Source organism: Streptomyces sp. NRRL B-1140 (genome assembly GCF_001280065.1).
Taxonomy (GTDB): Bacteria; Actinomycetota; Actinomycetes; order Streptomycetales; family Streptomycetaceae; genus Streptomyces.
The window spans coordinates 123,621-141,540 of sequence record NZ_LGEA01000089.1 but is presented as its reverse complement, the minus strand read 5'-3'; the positions used below and the strand labels follow the sequence as shown (position 1 = coordinate 141,540).

Here is a 17,920-nt window from a genome sequence, read left to right as displayed (position 1 = left end):
GCCCGGGCCCGCCCGTGCGCGCAGGTAGATTCGACCGAGGCCGGTGTGCCGACCGCACACGGCACCCACCGGCCCTGACCGACGATTGCAGGAGTGATTCGCGTGGATCGTGTCGCGCTGCGCGGCCTGAAGGCCCGCGGGCACCACGGCGTGTTCCCCGAGGAACGCGCGGAGGGCCAGACCTTCATCGTGGACCTCGTCCTCGGCCTGGACACCCGACCGGCCGCGGCCGACGACGACCTGGCGAAGACCGTGCACTACGGCATCGTGGCGGAGGAGGTCGTGGCCGTCGTCCAGGGCGAGCCCGTCGACCTCATCGAGACACTCGCCGAGCGCATCGCCCAGGCCTGTCTGAAGCACGAGGGAGTACAGGAGGTCGAGGTCTGCGTCCACAAGCCGAACGCCCCGATCACCGTCCCCTTCGACGACGTGACCGTCACCATCACCCGGAGCCGAGCATGACCGCGCCCTTCATCAAGGGTCCGACCGACCCGACCGTACAGCCGGTGCCCGCCTCCGTCGTCGAGAAGGTCGACGCCGCCGACACGACCCTGTCCAACCCCAAACGGGCCGTGGTCGCCCTCGGCTCCAACCTCGGCAACCGCCTGGAGACCCTCCAGGGAGCCGTCGACGCCCTGGAGGACACCCCCGGCGTCCGCGTCAAGGGCGTCTCCCCCGTCTACGAGACCGAGCCCTGGGGCGTCGACCCCGGCAGCCAGCCCGCCTACTTCAACGCCGTCGTGGTCCTCAAGACCACCCTCCCGCCGTCCTCGCTCCTGGAGCGCGCACACGCGGTCGAGGAGGCCTTCCACCGCGTCCGGGACGAGCACTGGGGCCCCCGCACCCTCGACGTCGACATCGTCTCCTACGCCGACGTCGTCTCCGACGACCCGCACCTCACCCTCCCCCACCCGCGCGCCCACGAACGCGCCTTCGTCCTGGCCCCCTGGCACGACCTGGACCCCGAGGCGCAGCTGCCCGGCCGCGGTCCCGTCGCCGGTTTCCTCGACGCCGTCACCCGGGCCGGGGTGGCGCCCCGCCCCGACCTGGAACTCCGGCTGCCCGAGTAGCCGTTAAGGTCAAGACGGCCGCGAACCGGGCCGGAAGCCGGGGGAACGAAGGGACACCGTGAGAGAGCTGCGTATCCGGGTGCTGGCCGGCGTCTTCGTCGTGGCCGGAGTCCTGTCCTGGGCGGGAGCCCGCCTGTGGAACTCGGTCGGCACACTCCCGAGCGTCCCGCTGGCCGCCCCCATCGTCCTCGCCGTGATCGCCGTGATCCTGCTGGCCACGGCGCTCTCCATCCGCGCCCGTCTCAAGGCCCAGCGCGAGCGCCGCCCCGAGGCGAAGGGCGTCGACCCCCTCATGGCGGCCCGCGCGGTCGTCTTCGGCCACGCCAGCGCCCTGGTCGCCGCCCTCGTCGCCGGCATGTACGGCGGCACCGGCGTCTTCCTCCTGGAATCCCTCGACATCCCCGCCCGCCGCGACCAGGCCATCTACGCCGGTCTCTCGGTCGTCGCGGGCATCGGCGTCATAGCGGCCGCCATCTTCCTGGAGCGGGTCTGCAAGCTCCCGGAGGACGACGAGAACGACGGCACGGGGGTGGCCCCTACGGTCTGACGCCGTCGGCGCTCACCAGGGCTGACGGGCGAGATGCCCGTTGACGAGGAAGCCGGGGTGGGGGTCGAGGCGGTAGCTGTAGAGGGTGAAGGGCTTCGTCCCGCCGGCTCGGCGCAGGCGAACGTCCCGCACCTCCACCCATGTGTTCTCCTCCGGCTCCAACGGGTGGTACTCCGGCCGGAATGTCCCCCTGCGGGCCCACTGGTCGGAGATGTACACGCGTGACGCACGACCTGGCACGGAGTTCGGTGTGAACCGCGCACCGATGATCGCTGCCAAATCGCGTAGGAACGGAACATTTCCGCTGACCACCACCCGCGCGGCCCAGTGTTTGCGGATCCGGTGGCCGTCACCGTCCACGTACCCGTCGAGGAAGCCGGAGAACGTGACGTCATCGCGCAGCACGACCCGCGGGAAGCGCTGCCGCATGTGGTGCGCGTCGCCTCCCACGTACTGCCGCATACCGTCGGAGAGGTACGACGACACCACCCGCACGCGGAACCCCGACACGTCCCGCCCGAGAAACCCGGAGGGCCGCGTCACCGGTTCGAGGCGCGCGGACAGCCCGGTGGCCTTGGTCAGACACTCGGCGTACCGCGACGCGAAGGACTCGTCATTGACGACGAGGGACACGTAGTTCTTGCCGACCGTGCCGTCAGCACAAGTGGCCCCGACCAGATAGCCGAACTCGTACCCGGTCACGATCGTCGGTCGCTCCCGGCACAACTTCCGGGCGTGTGTCCAGGCGATCATGGTGCCTGGGGCGTGAACTGCCGGAACCCAGCCCTCGGTCGTGCGCAGCTCCTGCCGCGGGGCGACGGTGAACGTGACACGGTCGGTCACCACGTCAACGACTTCACGCGCCTTGACAGCCGAGATTCCGACGACGGTCGTCTGCACCGTCCGCGTACCGTCCAGGCTCCACAGTTTCGAGCCCACCTCGACGTTCCGGGCCTGGCGAGCCCCGCCGACCACACTCACCAACTGCTTGCTCGGCAGCCCACACCCCACCGCGATCCCCCCTGATCAGCGAGCACCCCCACTGATCAAGGACGGTATCGGGCACCACTGACAATCTGGTCAGCGCGCCAATATCAGACTCATCGCCTCGGACCGGGTCGTTGAGTCCCGAAGCTGGCCACGGACCGCCGACGTCGTGGTCTTGGCCCCCGGCTTGCGAATGCCGCGCACGGACATGCACATGTGCTCCGCCTCGATCACGACGATGGCGCCCCGTGCCTCGAGGATCTTCATCAGCGAGTCCGCGATCTGCGTGGTGAGTCGTTCCTGCACCTGCGGGCGCCGAGCGAACACCTCGACGAGACGAGCGAGCTTCGACAGGCCGGTGATCTTGCCGGTCTCGGCCGGGATGTAACCCACATGGGCTACACCGTGGAATGGCAACAAATGATGTTCACAGAGGGAAACGATCTCGATGTCCTTCACCAGGACCATCTCGTCGTGCCCCAGGTCGAACGTCGTCGTCAGAACATCCTCGGGCTCCTGCCTTAGCCCTGCGAGCAGCTCCCGATACGCCCGCGCAACCCGCGCCGGTGTCTCGCGGAGGCCCTCGCGGTCCGGGTCCTCGCCGACCGCGATCAGGAGTTCGCGTACGGCGTTCTCGGCGCGCTTCTCGTCGAACTCGCCGATCTGGCCGTCGCCGTCCAGCGTCACGGGGTCGGTCATCTGCTGCCTCGTTCCTGTGTCCTTCTCGGGGCGGCCTGCACAAGTGGCGAAAAGCCGCGCCCCCCAGGCTAAAACCTGGGGGGCGCGGCATCCATTCCGGGGCGGTGGGCCGCCGGGAGAGCTCAGGTCAGCTCTCGGGGCGGTCCTCCGGGGTCCGCTCGGGCGCCGGGGCGGGCTCCGCCGCGGTGCTCTTCGCGGTGGAGATGGCCGGCGTCGCGCCGTTCGCGCCGTTCGTCAGGGCCAGCTCCTTGGGGGAGAGGACCGGCGGACGGGTGGACGGCGTACGACGGGAGGAACCCGTCCAGGCAGGTCGCGGCGGGCGCTTGACGATCGGCGCGAAGATCTCGGCGATCTCCTCCTTGCCGAGCGTCTCCTTCTCCAGCAGCTGCAGCACGAGGTTGTCGAGGACGTCGCGGTTCTCGACGAGGATCTCCCAGGCCTCGTTGTGCGCCGTCTCGATGAGCTTCTTGACCTCTTCGTCCACGAGCGCGGCGACCTCTTCCGAGTAGTCGCGCTGGTGAGACATCTCACGGCCGAGGAAGGGCTCGGTGTTGTCGCCACCGAACTTGATCGCGCCGAGACGCTCGGTCATGCCGTACTGCGTGACCATCGCGCGGGCCAGGCCCGTGGCCTTCTCGATGTCGTTGGCGGCACCCGTGGTCGGGTCGTGGAAGACGAGCTCCTCGGCCGCGCGGCCGCCCAGCATGTAGGCCAGCTGGTCCAGCATCTCGTTGCGCGTGGTCGAGTACTTGTCCTCGTCCGGCAGCACCATCGTGTAGCCGAGGGCACGGCCGCGCGACAGGATCGTGATCTTGTGGACGGGATCGGAGTTGGGTGAGGCCGCCGCGACCAGGGCGTGTCCGCCCTCGTGGTACGCGGTGATCTTCTTCTCCTTGTCCGACATGATCCGGGTCCGCTTCTGCGGGCCCGCGACCACACGGTCGATCGCCTCGTCGAGCATGTGGTTGTCGATCAGCTTCTGGTCGCTGCGGGCCGTCAGCAGGGCGGCCTCGTTCAGGACGTTGGCCAGATCGGCACCCGTCATGCCGGGCGTGCGGCGGGCGACGGCCGACAGGTCGACGTCGGGCGCGACCGGCTTGCCCTTCTGGTGGACCTTGAGGATCTCCAGACGGCCCTGCATGTCCGGGCGGTCGACGGCGATCTGCCGGTCGAAGCGGCCGGGGCGCAGCAGCGCGGGGTCGAGGATGTCGGGCCGGTTCGTCGCGGCGATGAGGATCACGCCGCCCTTGACGTCGAAGCCGTCCATCTCGACGAGGAGCTGGTTCAGGGTCTGCTCGCGCTCGTCGTGACCACCGCCGAGGCCGGCGCCGCGGTGGCGGCCGACCGCGTCGATCTCGTCGACGAAGACGATCGCCGGGGCGTTCGCCTTGGCCTGCTCGAACAGGTCACGGACGCGGGAGGCGCCGACACCGACGAACATCTCGACGAAGTCGGAACCCGAGATCGAGTAGAAGGGGACGCCGGCCTCGCCCGCGACGGCACGCGCGAGCAGGGTCTTGCCGGTGCCGGGGGGCCCGTAGAGCAGGACGCCCTTGGGGATCTTGGCGCCGACGGCCTGGAACTTGGCCGGCTCCTGGAGGAACTCCTTGATCTCGTGGAGCTCCTCGACGGCCTCGTCGGATCCGGCGACGTCGGAGAAGGTGGTCTTGGGGGTGTCCTTGGTGATGAGCTTCGCCTTGGACTTCCCGAAGTTCATGACCCGGGAGCCGCCGCCCTGCATCTGGTTCATCAGGAACAGGAACACGACCACGATCAGCACGAAGGGCAGCAGGGAGAGCAGGATGCCGACGAACGGGTTCTGCTTGGACGGCGAAACGGTGTAGCCGTCCGGGATCTGCTTGTCCTGGTACTTGTTCTGCAGCGTGTTGGCGATGTCGACGCCCTGGTCGCCGATGTAGCTCGCCTGGATCTTCGAGCTGCCCTCGACCTTCACACCGTCTTTGAGCGTGGCCTTGATGGTCTGCTCGTCACCGGTGGTCAGCTTGGCCGACTCGACCTTGTTCTGGTTGATCGCCTGGACGACCTGGCCGGTGTCCACCGTCTTGTAGCCGCCGGACGAGCCGACGACCTGCATCAACACGACCACGGCAAGGACGGCCAGCACGATCCACATGACCGGCCCACGGAAGTATCGCTTCACGTCCATCCATACGGAGCGGTGCCGCCCCGTCCCTCCTGCCATAGTGAGTTTGATAAAGACTGTTCTTCGGACGGTACCCCAGCATTGTCACCTGAAGCCGCGTGGGACATCTGGCGATCCGTCCACGCCTGCTCCAACGGCGGGAAGCCCGCTGGGGTTCCCGATCACCGTGACGGCACTCCGGCCGTGTTCTCAGCCGCCGTACACGTGGGGCGCGAGCGTACCGACGAACGGGAGGTTGCGGTACTTCTCGGCGTAGTCGAGTCCGTAGCCCACGACGAATTCGTTGGGGATGTCGAAGCCGACCCATTCCACGTCGATGGCGACCTTCGCGGCCTCGGGCTTGCGCAGCAGGGTGCACACCTTGAGGGATGCGGGCTCGCGCGAGCCGAGGTTGGAGAGCAGCCAGGACAGGGTCAGGCCGGAGTCGATGATGTCCTCGACGATCAGGACGTGCCTGCCCTTGATGTCGGTGTCGAGGTCCTTGAGGATCCGCACCACACCGGAGGACTGGGTGCCCGCCCCGTACGAGGATACGGCCATCCAGTCCATGGTGACGGGGGTGGACAGGGCCCGGGCGAGGTCGGCCATGACCATCACCGCGCCCTTGAGCACTCCGACGATCAGCAGGTCCTTGCCCGCGTACTCCGCGTCGATCTTCGCGGCCAGCTCGGCCAGCTTGGCGTCGATCTCTTCCTTGGTGATGAGCACCTTCTCGAGGTCGGCACCCATGTCTTTCGCGTCCACCCGCATCACTTTCGGTCGTCCCACCGGCCGAGCGGCCCCTCCGCCGGCTGCGGGGAGGGGTCGTGCTTCAGCCTTGCCGAATCACCAGTCTGCCACCCTGCCGCCGGGCCACGACCTTGCCGGGGAGGTTGATGGCTCCCTGACCGCGCCAGCCGGTGATCAGCCGGTCGACTTCCTCGATGTGGCGGGCGAACAGCGAGCCGGCGGGCGCACCGGCCGCGATGGCGGCCCGGCGCAGGATGCGGCGGCGTACGGCGGGCGGCAGGGCGTAGAGCTTGGCGCACTCCAGGAACCCGGCGGCGTCGCGGACGGTGGCCTCGGCCTGACCGGCCCAGGAGTCCAGGGCGTCGGCGTCGTCGCGGGAGAGCCGGGCCGTCCGGGCGAGGGCCTCGACGACGCCTTTGCCGAGGGCCTTCTCCAGGGCGGGCAGGCCCTCGTGGCGGAGCCGGGAGCGGGTGTAGGCCGGGTCGGCGTTGTGGGGGTCGTCCCAGACGGGCAGGGACTGGACCATGCAGGCCTTGCGGGCGGTCTGCCGGTCGAGTTCCAGGAAGGGGCGCCGGTAGCGGCCGCCGGCCCCCGAGACCGCGGCCATTCCGGACAGGGAGCGGATGCCGGAGCCTCGGGCGAGACCGAGCAGGACGGTTTCGGCCTGGTCGTCGCGGGTGTGTCCGAGGAGGACCGCGGCGGCGCCGTGGCGTTCGGCGGCGGTGTCGAGTGCGGCGTAGCGGGCGTCGCGGGCGGCGGCTTCGGGTCCGCCGGTGCGGCCGACGGTGACGGCGACGGAGTCGACGGGGTCGAGGCCGAGTTCGCGCAGGCGCTGGACGACTTCGGCGGCGCGCTGGTCGGAGCCGGTCTGGAGACCGTGGTCGACGGTGACGCCGCCGGCCCTGATGCCGAGCTTGGGGGACTCGAAGGCGAGGGCGGAGGCGAGGGCCATCGAGTCGGCGCCGCCGGAGCACGCCACGAGCACGAGCGGCGGGGGTGGGGGCTCGTGTGTGAGGGCGTGCGGGACCGCGGCGGGGGCGCGGTGGTGTTCGGTGAGGAGGTCGTGGAGGACGCGGCGGACCGCCAGGCGTATCGCCGCGACCGCAGGATGGGGACCCATGTCCGGTTCCCTTCATGAAGTTTTCGGGGGGTGAGCCCGCGTGCCGGTCACGCAGAGTGTGTAGATGGTGACAGAACCGGGCCGTTCCCCGAGCATTGCACGCCTACCCCTGCCTCACGGTCCCTCGGACGGGTGATTGGAGGGGCGTTCGCCTGCCGTCGGCCGGTTTCCCTTCACGACCTTCCCGCGACGTTCACTACTCGGCCCTGCGATGCACCCGCGCGACCCAGTCCGCCGGTTTGGCGATCTCCGACTTGGTGGGGAGGGTGTTGGGTGAGGTCCACACGCGGTTGAAGCCGTCCATGCCGACCTCGTCTACGACGGCCCGCACGAAGCGTTCGCCGTCCCGGTACTGCCGGAGCTTGGCGTCCATGCCGAGCAGTTTGCGCAGGGCCAGGTCCAGGCGGGAGGCGCCCTTGGCGCGGCGCTGCTGGAACTTCTCGCGGATCTCCCCGACGCTCGGCACGACGTCCGGGCCGACGCCGTCCATCACGAAGTCGGCGTGTCCCTCCAGCAGGGACATCACGGCCGTGAGGCGGCCGAGGATCTCGCGCTGGGCGGGGGTCTGGACGATCTCGACGAGGGAGCGGCCGCCGTCGTCCTCCTCGGCCTCGGGGCGGCCCCCGGCGAGGCTCTGGGCGGCTTCCCGGACGCGTTCCAGGACGGTCATGGGGTCGACGTCGGTTTCCTGGAGGAACGACTGGATCTCTCCCTCCAGGTGGTCCCGCAGCCAGGGCACGGCGGTGAACTGGGTGCGGTGGGTCTCCTCGTGCAGGCAGACCCAGAGCCGGAAGTCGTGCGGGTCGACGTCGAGTTCGCGCTCGACGTGGACGATGTTCGGGGCGACGAGCAGCAGCCTGCCGCCGCCCGGTGCGCCGGGGGAGCCGCCGGAGGGGAGGTCGCCGGTGGCGGGGGCGAAGGTCTCGTACTGGCCGAGGACGCGGGAGGCCAGGAAGGACAGCAGCATGCCGAGTTCGACGCCGGTGACTTTGCCGCCGACGGCGCTCATGACGGCACCGCCGGTGGTGCTGCCGCGCCGTTCCTGCATCTTGTCGAGCAGGGGCCGCAGGATCTCCCGGAACCCGGCGACGTTCGCCCGGATCCAGCCCGGCCGGTCGACGACGAGGACGGGGGTGTCGTGCCCCTCCTCGGTGCCCAGACGGGTGAATTCCCGGACGTGTGCCTCCGAGGCCTTGGCGTGCCGGCGCAGCTCCGCGACGACGGCCCGGGCCTCGTCGCGACTGACCTCGGGGCCCGGCCTCACGAGCCGGGTCGCGGTCGCCACCGCGAGGTTCCAGTCGACCATGCCGGTTGAAGCACCACCGATGCTCGTCATGCGTCAACCGTACGTGAGGGCCGCCCGCTGGGGCAGGGCGGCGACGGCCGGAGCCCCCGGCGGGCCGGTCCCGTCCGTCACCTGCAGCCGCACGCCGCCAGAGCCGTCGCGATCCGGTCCAGGGCCCGCTGGGAGGCCGTCGGCGCGCCGGGGTCCGTGCCGGAGGCCATGAACGCGAAGGCCAGCAGGCGGCCGTCCTCGTCGACCAGGGTGCCCGCGAGGGTGTGGACGCCGGAGAGGGTGCCGGTCTTGGCGCGGACGACGCCGGACGCCCCGTCGTGGTAGCGGGTGGCCAGGGTGCCGGTGAAGCCGGCGACGGGAAGGCCGGTGAGGGCCGGGCGCAGCTCCGGGTGGGAGGGGTCGCCCGCCTTCGCGAGCAGGGCGGTGAGGAGGCCGGGGGTCAGGCGGTCGGCGCGGTCGAGGCCGCTGCCGTCCTTGAAGGCGGCTCCCTTCAGGGGGAGGCCGAGGCCGCGCAACTGTGAGCCGATGGCTTCGCCGGCTCCGGCGAAGTCGGCCCGTTCGCCCGTGGCGATCGCCGTCTGGCGGGCGAGGGCCTCGGCGATGTCGTTGTCGCTGTTGGTCAGCATGCGTTCGACCAGGGCGGAGAGCGGGGGCGAGGAGACGGCGGCGAGGGTCTCGGCGCGGGTCGTGGCCTTGGACGGGCCGGGGGCGGTGGTCTTGATGCCGTACGACGTCAGGAACTCCCCGAAGCGGCGTGCCGCGTCCGCCGCCGGATCGTCGACGCGCTCGGCCGGGCCGCGCTGGGAATCGTTCGTGCGGCCCTCGTCGGCCATCAGGGGGCTGACGAGGGCGAGGTTGGGGTTGTCCCCGATCGGGTGTTTTTCGTCGCCCGCGTAGAGGGTCGTGTCGTAGGAGAGGGTCGCCTCGCGCACACCCCGGTCGGCGAGCGCGGCGGCCGTCCGGGAGGCCAGGGCGCGCAGGCTCGCCGAGCCTCCGGCCTTCTCCCGGGCGGTGAGCGTGGGGTCGCCGCCTCCGACCAGGACGACTTCCCCGGTGTCGGGTTCCAGGGCGGCGCGGGTGGTGAGGCGGTGGTCGGGGCCCATCGCGGACAGGGCGGCGACGGCCGTGGCGATCTTCGTCGTGGAGGCCGGGGTGAGGCCGGTGCCCGCGCCGGAGCCGAACAGGCGCCGTCCGGTGGTCACGTCCATGACGGCCGCGGCGGGCCGGGGGCCGAGGGCGGGGTCCGCGAGCAGGGGGCGCAGGGCGTCCGCGAGCACCTTGCCGTCGGGGACGGTCTTCACGGTGCTGACGCCGCCGAGGCCGGTCAGTACGGGTCCGGCGCTGGGTGCGGGCCGGGGCCGGCCGGGTGCGCCGGGGGCCCTGCCGTGATCTGTGCCACCCGCGCGGCCCAGGGCCACTGCCCGGTCCCGCTCGGCCGTACGCTGACCCGAGGAGTCCCAGGGACCGGCGGCGGTCACCACACCGGCGGTCAGTGCGAGTCCGGCGGTGGCGGCGCCCGCGGTGTACTGCCAGGTCTTCGGGCGCGCGACCTTCGTGACCTGCGGTTTTACGGCTCGGGCGAGCCGCGTGAGCCGTGGTTTCGCAGCCGCTGCGGCCCGGGCCAGGCGCGGTCGAACGGCCTCCGCGAGCCGCACCACGTGCGGTTTCGCGGCCCGCCAAGGCCTCAGCTCTGGCACGACCACCAGCCCCTTTCGCGATCACACACCTGCGTGAGGGACACTTAACCACCAGAACTATGTGTTGATCATGGAGGAGCCACCGGTGGAGTTCGACGTCACGATCGAGATTCCGAAGGGTTCGCGCAACAAGTACGAGGTGGACCACGAGACCGGTCGTATCCGCCTGGACCGGCGACTCTTCACCTCGACCGCCTACCCGACCGACTACGGCTTCGTCGAGAACACCCTCGGCGAGGACGGCGACCCGCTGGACGCGCTGGTCATCCTCGACGAGCCGACGTTCCCGGGCTGTCTGATCCGCTGCCGGGCGATCGGCATGTTCCGCATGACGGACGAGGCCGGCGGCGACGACAAGCTGCTGTGCGTGCCGTCGACGGACCCGCGCGTGGAGCACCTGCGGGACATCCACCACGTGTCCGAGTTCGACCGCCTGGAGATCCAGCACTTCTTCGAGGTCTACAAGGACCTGGAGCCGGGCAAGTCGGTCGAGGGTGCCGACTGGGTGGGCCGCACGGACGCCGAGGCCGAGATCGAGCGGTCCTACAAGCGTTTCAAGGACCAGGGCGGTCACTGACCTGCCTGTTCCTGATGCTCACGGGCCGCACGCCTGCGTGTGCGGCCCGTTCGTCCGTCTGTGCGCATACTGAGGCTGTGGGGGGTACGAGGCTGACGTGTCGTACAGGGAGCGCCAGGCAGTGACGGAAGCGGAGGACCGCAAACCGAGGTCGGACGAGGCGAGGAGTGCGTTCGTCCCTCCGGCCGGGACCGGTGTCGACGGGGACATGTCGACGACGTCGGAGTTCGCGATCCCCGAGGGGCTGGCGCTGCACAGACCGGCCGGTGCGGACTCCGACACGACGTCCGAGTTCGCCGTGCCGCACGGGCTGGACGTCCAGGCCGCGCCGTCGGCGGAGCAGGAGGGGTCGGCTTTCACCCCGCCGAGCACGTACAGCTCGAAGCACGCGCCGTCGGCCTTCACTCCGCCGAGCGGGATTCCCGTGGTCAGCCTGACCAAGGACGTGCCCTGGCAGGACCGGATGCGCACGATGCTGCGCATGCCGGTGGCGGAGCGGCCGGCGCCGGAGCCGACCCAGCGCGGCACCGATGACAGCGGGCCCGCGGTGCCCCGTGTGCTCGACCTGACGCTGCGTATCGGCGAGTTGCTGCTGGCGGGCGGTGAGGGCGCCGAGGACGTGGAGGCGGCGATGTTCGCCGTCTGCCGGTCGTACGGGCTGGACCGCTGCGAGCCCAACGTCACCTTCACGCTGCTGGCGATCTCGTACCAGCCGTCCCTGGTCGACGACCCGGTCACGGCCTCGCGGACCGTGCGCCGCCGGGGCACGGACTACACGCGGCTGGCGGCCGTGTACCAGCTGGTGGACGACCTCAGTGACGACGAGACGGCGGTCTCCCTGGAGGAGGCCTACCGGCGGCTGGCGGAGATCCGCCGTAACCGGCATCCGTATCCCGGCTGGGCGCTGACCGGGGCGAGCGGGTTGCTGGCCGGTGCGGCCTCCGTGCTCGTGGGCGGTGACCTGATCGTGTTCGTCGCGGCGGCGCTGGGCGCGATGCTCGGTGACCGGCTGGCGTGGCTGTGCGCGGGGCGCGGGCTGCCGGAGTTCTACCAGTTCACGGTGGCCGCGATGCCGCCGGCCGCGATCGGGGTCGCACTGACGATCGGCCACGTGGACGTGAAGGCCTCCGCGGTCATCACCGGTGGTCTGTTCGCGCTGCTGCCGGGGCGGGCGCTGGTGGCGGGTGTGCAGGACGGCCTGACGGGCTTCTACATCACCGCGTCCGCGCGGCTGCTGGAGGTCATGTACTTCTTCGTCGGCATCGTCGCCGGTGTGCTGCTGGTGCTGTACTTCGGTGTGCAGCTGGGCGCGCGGCTCAACCCCGACCAGGCGCTCGGTGCCTCCGACGACCCGGTGATGATGATCGGGGCGTCGATGCTGCTGTCACTGGCGTTCGCGGTGCTGCTCCAGCAGGATCGTTCCACCGTGATGTGGGTGACGCTGAACGGCGGGGTGGCGTGGGTCGTCTACGGCGCCATGCACTACGTGGGCGACATCTCGCCGGTGGCGTCCACGGCGGCGGCGGCCGGGCTCGTGGGGCTGTTCGGGCAGTTGCTGTCCCGGTACCAGTTCGCCTCCGCCCTGCCCTACACGACGGCGGCGATCGGGCCCCTGCTGCCGGGTTCCGCGACGTACTTCGGGCTGCTGGCGATCGCGCAGAACGAGGTGGACGAGGGGCTGGTGTCGCTGTCGAAGGCGGTGGCGCTCGCCATGGCCATCGCCATCGGGGTGAACCTCGGGTCGGAGATCTCGCGGATGTTCCTGAGGATCGGTTCCGCGGAGAAGCGGCGGGCCGCCAAGCGCACCAGGGGCTTCTAGCGCCGAGTGCCTACGGCGTCAGGGCGGTGGGTCGGTTGGCGGCCGCGGGCTCGTGGGGCTGTTCGCGCAGTTCCCCGCGCCCCCGTGGGAAGGCCGGGGCTCAGTAGCCGTTGCTGTAAGGCCCCTGCTGGGTGCCATACGGCTGTTGCGGTGTGCCCCAGGGCTGCTGCGGCTGCTGCGGCTGCTGCTGGGTGCCGTAGGGCTGCTGCTGCGGCTGCTGCCGGCCGTAGCCCGGGCTCTGCGGGTACTGGTTGTAGTACTGCTGGTCGTTGTAGCCGTTCTGGTTGCCGTAGGGCTGCTGCTGCGGCTGCTGGTGGGGCGGCTGGTCGTCGGGGGTGATGCGGCGCAGCTGGGTCGTCGCGTCGTCCATGGCGGGGGGCTGCTGCTGCCGCTGCTGCTCGGGGGCCTCGGCCGCGGCGCGCTTCTTCTTCGAGCGGTCGCGCAGGTACTCGATGATGATCGGGACGACGGAGAGCAGGACGATCAGGACGAGGATCGCCTCGACGTTCTTCTTGATGAAGCCGATCTGGCCGAGCCAGTAGCCCGCGAGGGTGACGCCGGTGCCCCAGGCGATGCCGCCGATGACGTTGTACGTGAGGAACGTGCGGTACTTCATGCGGCCGGCGCCGGCCACGATGGGGGCGAAGGTGCGCACGATGGGGACGAAGCGGGCCAGGACGATCGCCTTGGGGCCGTGCTTCTCCATGAACTCGTGGGCCTTGTCCAGGTTCTCCTGCTTGAAGAGCTTGGAGTTCGGACGGTTGAAGAGCTTCGGGCCCAGGAACTTGCCGATCATGTAGCCCACTTGGTCGCCGAGGACGGCGGCGAGCACGATCAGCGTGCAGACCAGCCACAGCGGCTGGCTGATGTAGGTCCCCTCGGCCACGAAGAGCCCCGCCGTGAAGAGCAGGGAGTCGCCGGGCAGGAACGCGAAGAGACCGGACTCCGCGAAGACGATGAGCAGGATGCCGGGCAGGCTGAACGTCGAGATCAGGTAGTCCGGGCTGAGCCACTCGGGGCCGAGCGCAAGCGTGGTCACGGGGATGTGGCTCCTGCTGCAGTGGGGTACGGGCGGGGGCTGGCTGCCTCAACGTATCAACGCAGCCGTCATGGCCCAGGTTCCATGGGCGTACTCAGGATGCACTGTGCGCTCCCCCGGTCAAAGCTGTGCACCATGGGCATCGATGACTACGGCGGCGGACAGGGCCCGGAGCCCGAGGTTCTCGTCGTCACGACGAACGACGTACCCGGCTACCACGTGCGGGAGGTGATCGGCGAGGTCTTCGGCCTGACCGTGCGGTCCCGGCACGTGGGGAGCCAGATCGGCGCCGGGCTGAAGTCCCTCGTCGGCGGCGAGCTGCGCGGGCTCACCAAGACGCTGGTGCAGACCCGCAACCAGGCGATGGAGCGGCTGGTCGAGCAGGCACGCACGCGTGGCGCCAACGGCGTCCTGGCCTTCCGCTTCGATGTGACGGAGGCGGCGGACGTGGGTACCGAGGTGTGCGCGTACGGCACGGCGGTGGTCCTGACCCGGGAGTGAGGCACTCCCGGGCCGGGGATCAGGAGGCGTGGCGCGCCGCGTTCGCGACGATCGCGTCCCTCAGATGCTCGGCGAGGCCCGGGCGCAGCGCGTCGTAGAACGCCTTGAACCGCTCGTCGGAGACGTACATGTCGCCGAGGCAGCGGTGGATCTCGTAGGAGCACTCGTAGAACCACGTGCAGATGTGCTGCCGGTGCTCCTCCGCCAGGGCCATGGCCGCCTCGCCGGTGGGCGGCTCGTCCGCCGACATCAGGGCGCCGTATCGCTCGCCCCAGTCGGCGGCCTCGGCCTGGATGCGCTTCCAGTCCTCCTTGGTGTAGCTCGCGGTGCGGCGCTGCGAGTCGGCGTACTCGTCGGTGTCGCCCCAGCGCGCTTCCACCTCTTCGGCGTACTGCTCCGGGTCGTTGTCCCCGAAGACCTCGAACTTCTCCTCGGGCGTGAGGTTGAGTCCCATCGTGCGTGCCTCCATGGCCTGCTCCACGGCAGCCGCCATCTTGCTCAGTTTCTCGATCCGGGCGGTCAGCAGCTCGTGCTGCCGGCGCAGGTGTGCGCGCGGGTCCGCCTCCGGGTCGTCGAGCAGGGCGGCGACCTCCTCGAGCGGGAAGCCGAGCTCCCGGTAGAACAGGATCTGCTGCAGCCGGTCGAGGTCGGCGTCGCTGTAGCGCCGGTGCCCCGCGTGGCTGCGTTCGCTCGGGACGAGCAGACCGATGTCGTCGTAGTGGTGCAGCGTGCGCACCGTGACGCCGGCGAAGCCCGCGACCTGTCCCACGGAGTAGCTCACTTCCGCGCCCTCCTTCTTCCGTCTTCTTCCGGGTCCACGGTCGGGCCTCACGCCACGTGAGGTGCAAGCGTGTTGCCCTCTTATCCCGTTTGTAACGTTTGATCCGTTTATCGTGTGCCCGTGGTCCAGGACTCCGAAGACCAGGCACCCTCCGTCCGTCCGTCGACGCCCGCCCGTGCCCTGCTGCCGTCGATCCTGCCCGCCGTCGTCGTGGGCGTGATCTCCAGCCTGATCCTGGTGGGGGTGGAGGTCGCCGCCGAGCAGCTGCAGGACGTGCTGTGGGAGACCGTGCCCGACGCGCTCGGGGTGGGCCGGTACTCCGTGGCGTGGATGTTCGCGGTGCTCTTCGCGACCGGCGTCGCGGTGGGGCTGGTGGTGTGGAAGGTGCCGGGGCACGCCGGCCCGGATCCGGCGACCGTCGGACTGGACGCCCCCGTGCTGCCGCCGCTCGTCCTGCCGGGACTGGTGCTGGTGACCGCGCTGATGCTGGCCGGCGGGCCCAGCCTCGGCCCCGAGAACCCGGTCATCACCGTGAACGTGGGCCTCGCGGCGTGGCTGGGCGGCCGGTTCGTCCCCCGGGCACCGGGCCGGATCTGGCCGGCGCTGGCGGAGGCGGCGACCATCGGCGCCCTGTTCGGCACGCCGGTGGCGGCCGCCCTGGCGATCTCCGAGCTGCTGGCCCGCCAGGAGTCACGCGGCGCTCTGTGGGACAACCTCTTCGCGCCGCTGACCGCCGCGGCCGCCGGTTCCCTGACCATCACCCTCCTCGACCACCCGAGCTTCGCCCTGAACCTGCCGTCCTTCGGCCGGGCGGGCTGGTCCGACCTGCTGGCGGCGGTCGTGGTGGCCGCGGTGGGCGCGCTGCTCGCCCTGTGCGCCGTGCGGGCCTTCCCCTACGTCCACGCGGCGTTCCGGCGGCTGGGGCACCCGATGCTGATGCTCCCCGCCGGCGGGCTCGTGCTCGGCGCCCTCGCGGCGCTCGGCGGCCATCTGACGCTGTTCAAGGGGCTCGACGAGATCGTCACACTGGCGCACGACCCGGACGGCTGGTCGGCCGGGGAGTTCGCCGTCATGACCGTGGTGAAGCTGGCCGCGCTGGTCGTCGCCGCGTCCTGCGGTTTTCGCGGCGGGCGGATCTTCCCCGCCGTGTTCGTCGGCACCGCCCTCGGCCTGTGCGCGCACGCCCTGGTGTCCGGAGTGCATCCCTCGGTGGGGGTGTCCGCCGGTGTGCTCGGGGTGCTGCTGGCGATCACGCGGCAGGGCTGGATCAGCCTGTTCGTCGCCGCGGTGCTGGTCGCCGAGCCGGGGATCATCGCCCTGCTCTGCATCGCCTCGCTGCCGGCCTGGCTGCTGGTCACGGGCCGGCCGCAGATGCAGCTGCGCAAGGACGGCACGTCGGTGCGCTGAAGCTCCCTTCCCCGATCACCCCGTGAGAACCCACCCCTGGAGGCACCCATGCCGCTCCATGAAGGCCCCCGCCGAGCCGCCGAGAGCCGCCTGTCCGTCAACCCCTTCTACGGCCCCGCCAACCCGCTCGGCGACATGGCCGAGGCCCCGCCCACCCACCGGCTCCCGGACCAGCCCATCGCACCGGCGACCGCCCACCAGCTCGTGCGCGACGAGCTGATGCTCGACGGCAACGCCCGGCTGAACCTCGCCACTTTTGTCACCACGTGGATGGAACCCGAGGCCGGGCTGCTGATGGCGGAGTGCCGGGACAAGAACATGATCGACAAGGACGAGTATCCGCGCACCGCCGAGCTGGAGCGGCGCTGTGTGGCGATGCTCGCGGACCTGTGGAACGCGCCCGACCCGTCCACCGCCGTGGGGTGTTCGACGACCGGGTCGAGCGAGGCGTGCATGCTCGCCGGGATGGCGCTGAAGCGACGCTGGGCGAAGCGCAACGCCGACCGCTACCCCGGTGCCCGGCCCAACCTCGTCATGGGCGTCAACGTGCAGGTCTGCTGGGAGAAGTTCTGCAACTTCTGGGAGGTGGAGGCCCGGCTGGTGCCCATGGAGGGCGAGCGGTTCCACCTGGACCCGCAGGCCGCGGCCGAGCTGTGCGACGAGAACACCATCGGCGTGGTCGGCATCCTCGGCTCCACCTTCGACGGGTCCTACGAGCCGATCGCGGACCTGTGCGCGGCGCTGGACGCGCTGCGGGAACGGACCGGACTGGACGTCCCGGTGCATGTGGACGGGGCGTCCGGGGCCATGGTCGCGCCGTTCCTCGACGAGGACCTCGTGTGGGACTTCCGGCTGCCGAGGGTGGCGTCGATCAACACCTCGGGGCACAAGTACGGCCTCGTCTACCCGGGTGTCGGCTGGGCGCTGTGGCGGGACGCGGAGGCGCTGCCGGAGGAACTGGTGTTCCGGGTGAACTACCTGGGCGGCGACATGCCCACGTTCGCGCTGAACTTCTCCCGCCCGGGCGCGCAGGTCGTCGCGCAGTACTACACGTTCCTGCGGCTCGGCCGGGACGGCTACCGGGCCGTCCAGCAGGCCGCGCGGGACGTGGCCACGGGCCTGGCCGGGCGGGTCGAGGCGCTCGGCGACTTCCGGCTGCTGACCCGGGGCGACGAACTACCGGTGTTCGCCTTCACGACCGCCCCGGACGTGACGGCGTACGACGTCTTCGACGTCTCCCGGCGGCTGCGCGAGCACGGCTGGCTGGTGCCCGCGTACACCTTCCCGGCGAACCGTCAGGACCTGTCCGTGCTGCGGGTGGTGTGCCGCAACGGCTTCTCCGCCGACCTCGCCGACCTGCTCGCGCAGGACCTGGAGCGGCTCCTGCCGGACCTGCGCCGGCAGCCGCGCCCGCTGACCGAGGACAAGGGCGCGGCGACGAGCTTCCACCACTAGGGCCTGTCGTTCGGATCAGGTCGCAGGATGT

The 17,920-nt window shown here is 70.7% G+C and carries 17 protein-coding genes; 8 read left to right on the top strand and 9 right to left on the bottom strand.

Annotated features, from left to right (window positions below):
• Positions 1-102 precede the first annotated feature (102 nt).
• From folB to ADK65_RS10820, 3 genes are read left to right on the top strand one after another with little or no spacing between them, the layout of a single operon-like run.
• Positions 103-462, top strand: a complete 360-nt coding sequence (gene folB / locus ADK65_RS10830; RefSeq protein ID WP_033310312.1) for a dihydroneopterin aldolase — start codon at positions 103-105, stop codon at positions 460-462.
• On the top strand, positions 459-1,070 hold the full coding sequence (folK, locus tag ADK65_RS10825) for a 2-amino-4-hydroxy-6-hydroxymethyldihydropteridine diphosphokinase (RefSeq protein ID WP_053669750.1): 612 nt from the start codon (positions 459-461) through the stop codon (positions 1,068-1,070). The genes folB and folK overlap by 4 nt, the downstream gene beginning before the upstream one ends.
• A gap of 58 nt (positions 1,071-1,128) precedes the next feature.
• Entirely contained in the window at positions 1,129-1,617 is a 489-nt protein-coding gene (locus ADK65_RS10820; protein ID WP_053669749.1) for a DUF3180 domain-containing protein, read from the top strand.
• 12 nt (positions 1,618-1,629) lie between these two features.
• On the opposite strand, the gene ADK65_RS10815 is transcribed toward ADK65_RS10820, so the two are convergent.
• The 7 genes from ADK65_RS10815 to dacB all read right to left on the bottom strand — a co-directional run bounded on the left by ADK65_RS10815 (position 1,630) and on the right by dacB (position 10,316).
• Complete coding sequence (locus ADK65_RS10815; RefSeq protein WP_234352848.1) at positions 1,630-2,463, bottom strand: hypothetical protein; 834 nt, start codon at positions 2,461-2,463, stop codon at positions 1,630-1,632.
• 234 nt (positions 2,464-2,697) lie between these two features.
• Positions 2,698-3,303, bottom strand: coding sequence for a GTP cyclohydrolase I FolE (gene folE, locus ADK65_RS10810; protein ID WP_053669747.1), 606 nt, complete (start codon positions 3,301-3,303; stop codon positions 2,698-2,700).
• A gap of 127 nt (positions 3,304-3,430) precedes the next feature.
• Positions 3,431-5,470: an ATP-dependent zinc metalloprotease FtsH gene (gene ftsH, locus ADK65_RS10805; protein WP_053669746.1), complete on the bottom strand. Its 2,040-nt coding sequence runs from the start codon at positions 5,468-5,470 to the stop codon at positions 3,431-3,433.
• 186 nt (positions 5,471-5,656) lie between these two features.
• Positions 5,657-6,217, bottom strand: a complete 561-nt coding sequence (gene hpt, locus ADK65_RS10800; RefSeq protein WP_053669745.1) for a hypoxanthine phosphoribosyltransferase — start codon at positions 6,215-6,217, stop codon at positions 5,657-5,659.
• Positions 6,218-6,278: 61 nt separating this feature from the next.
• Entirely contained in the window at positions 6,279-7,316 is a 1,038-nt protein-coding gene (gene tilS / locus ADK65_RS10795; RefSeq protein ID WP_053669744.1) for a tRNA lysidine(34) synthetase TilS, read from the bottom strand.
• A gap of 196 nt (positions 7,317-7,512) precedes the next feature.
• A complete protein-coding gene (locus tag ADK65_RS10790; RefSeq protein WP_053669743.1) occupies positions 7,513-8,652 on the bottom strand; it encodes a zinc-dependent metalloprotease in 1,140 nt (379 codons plus the stop codon).
• Between the two features lie 77 nt (positions 8,653-8,729).
• Positions 8,730-10,316: a D-alanyl-D-alanine carboxypeptidase/D-alanyl-D-alanine-endopeptidase gene (dacB, locus tag ADK65_RS10785; protein WP_053669742.1), complete on the bottom strand. Its 1,587-nt coding sequence runs from the start codon at positions 10,314-10,316 to the stop codon at positions 8,730-8,732.
• A gap of 79 nt (positions 10,317-10,395) precedes the next feature.
• On the opposite strand from dacB, the gene ADK65_RS10780 reads away from it, so the two are divergent.
• Positions 10,396-10,887, top strand: a complete 492-nt coding sequence (locus ADK65_RS10780; protein ID WP_007452023.1) for an inorganic diphosphatase — start codon at positions 10,396-10,398, stop codon at positions 10,885-10,887.
• Between the two features lie 121 nt (positions 10,888-11,008).
• Positions 11,009-12,706: a threonine/serine ThrE exporter family protein gene (locus tag ADK65_RS10775; RefSeq protein WP_053669741.1), complete on the top strand. Its 1,698-nt coding sequence runs from the start codon at positions 11,009-11,011 to the stop codon at positions 12,704-12,706.
• 100 nt (positions 12,707-12,806) lie between these two features.
• Here ADK65_RS10775 and ADK65_RS10770 read toward each other — a convergent pair whose 3' ends face one another.
• A complete protein-coding gene (locus ADK65_RS10770) occupies positions 12,807-13,745 on the bottom strand; it encodes a DedA family protein (RefSeq protein WP_053669740.1) in 939 nt (312 codons plus the stop codon).
• Between the two features lie 135 nt (positions 13,746-13,880).
• On the opposite strand from ADK65_RS10770, the gene ADK65_RS10765 reads away from it, so the two are divergent.
• A complete protein-coding gene (locus ADK65_RS10765; protein ID WP_053669739.1) occupies positions 13,881-14,246 on the top strand; it encodes a YbjQ family protein in 366 nt (121 codons plus the stop codon).
• 19 nt (positions 14,247-14,265) lie between these two features.
• On the opposite strand, the gene ADK65_RS10760 is transcribed toward ADK65_RS10765, so the two are convergent.
• Positions 14,266-15,027 carry a MerR family transcriptional regulator gene (locus ADK65_RS10760; RefSeq protein ID WP_053669738.1) on the bottom strand — a complete coding sequence of 254 codons (762 nt, stop codon included), beginning with the start codon at positions 15,025-15,027 and terminating at the stop codon, positions 14,266-14,268.
• Positions 15,028-15,141: 114 nt separating this feature from the next.
• Here ADK65_RS10760 and ADK65_RS10755 point away from each other — a divergent pair, with 114 nt between their 5' ends.
• A complete protein-coding gene (locus ADK65_RS10755) occupies positions 15,142-16,434 on the top strand; it encodes an ion channel protein (protein ID WP_420709004.1) in 1,293 nt (430 codons plus the stop codon).
• Between the two features lie 48 nt (positions 16,435-16,482).
• Positions 16,483-17,889 (top strand): glutamate decarboxylase, encoded by a 1,407-nt coding sequence (locus ADK65_RS10750; RefSeq protein ID WP_053669737.1) that lies wholly within the window; start codon positions 16,483-16,485, stop codon positions 17,887-17,889.
• Positions 17,890-17,920 lie beyond the last annotated feature (31 nt).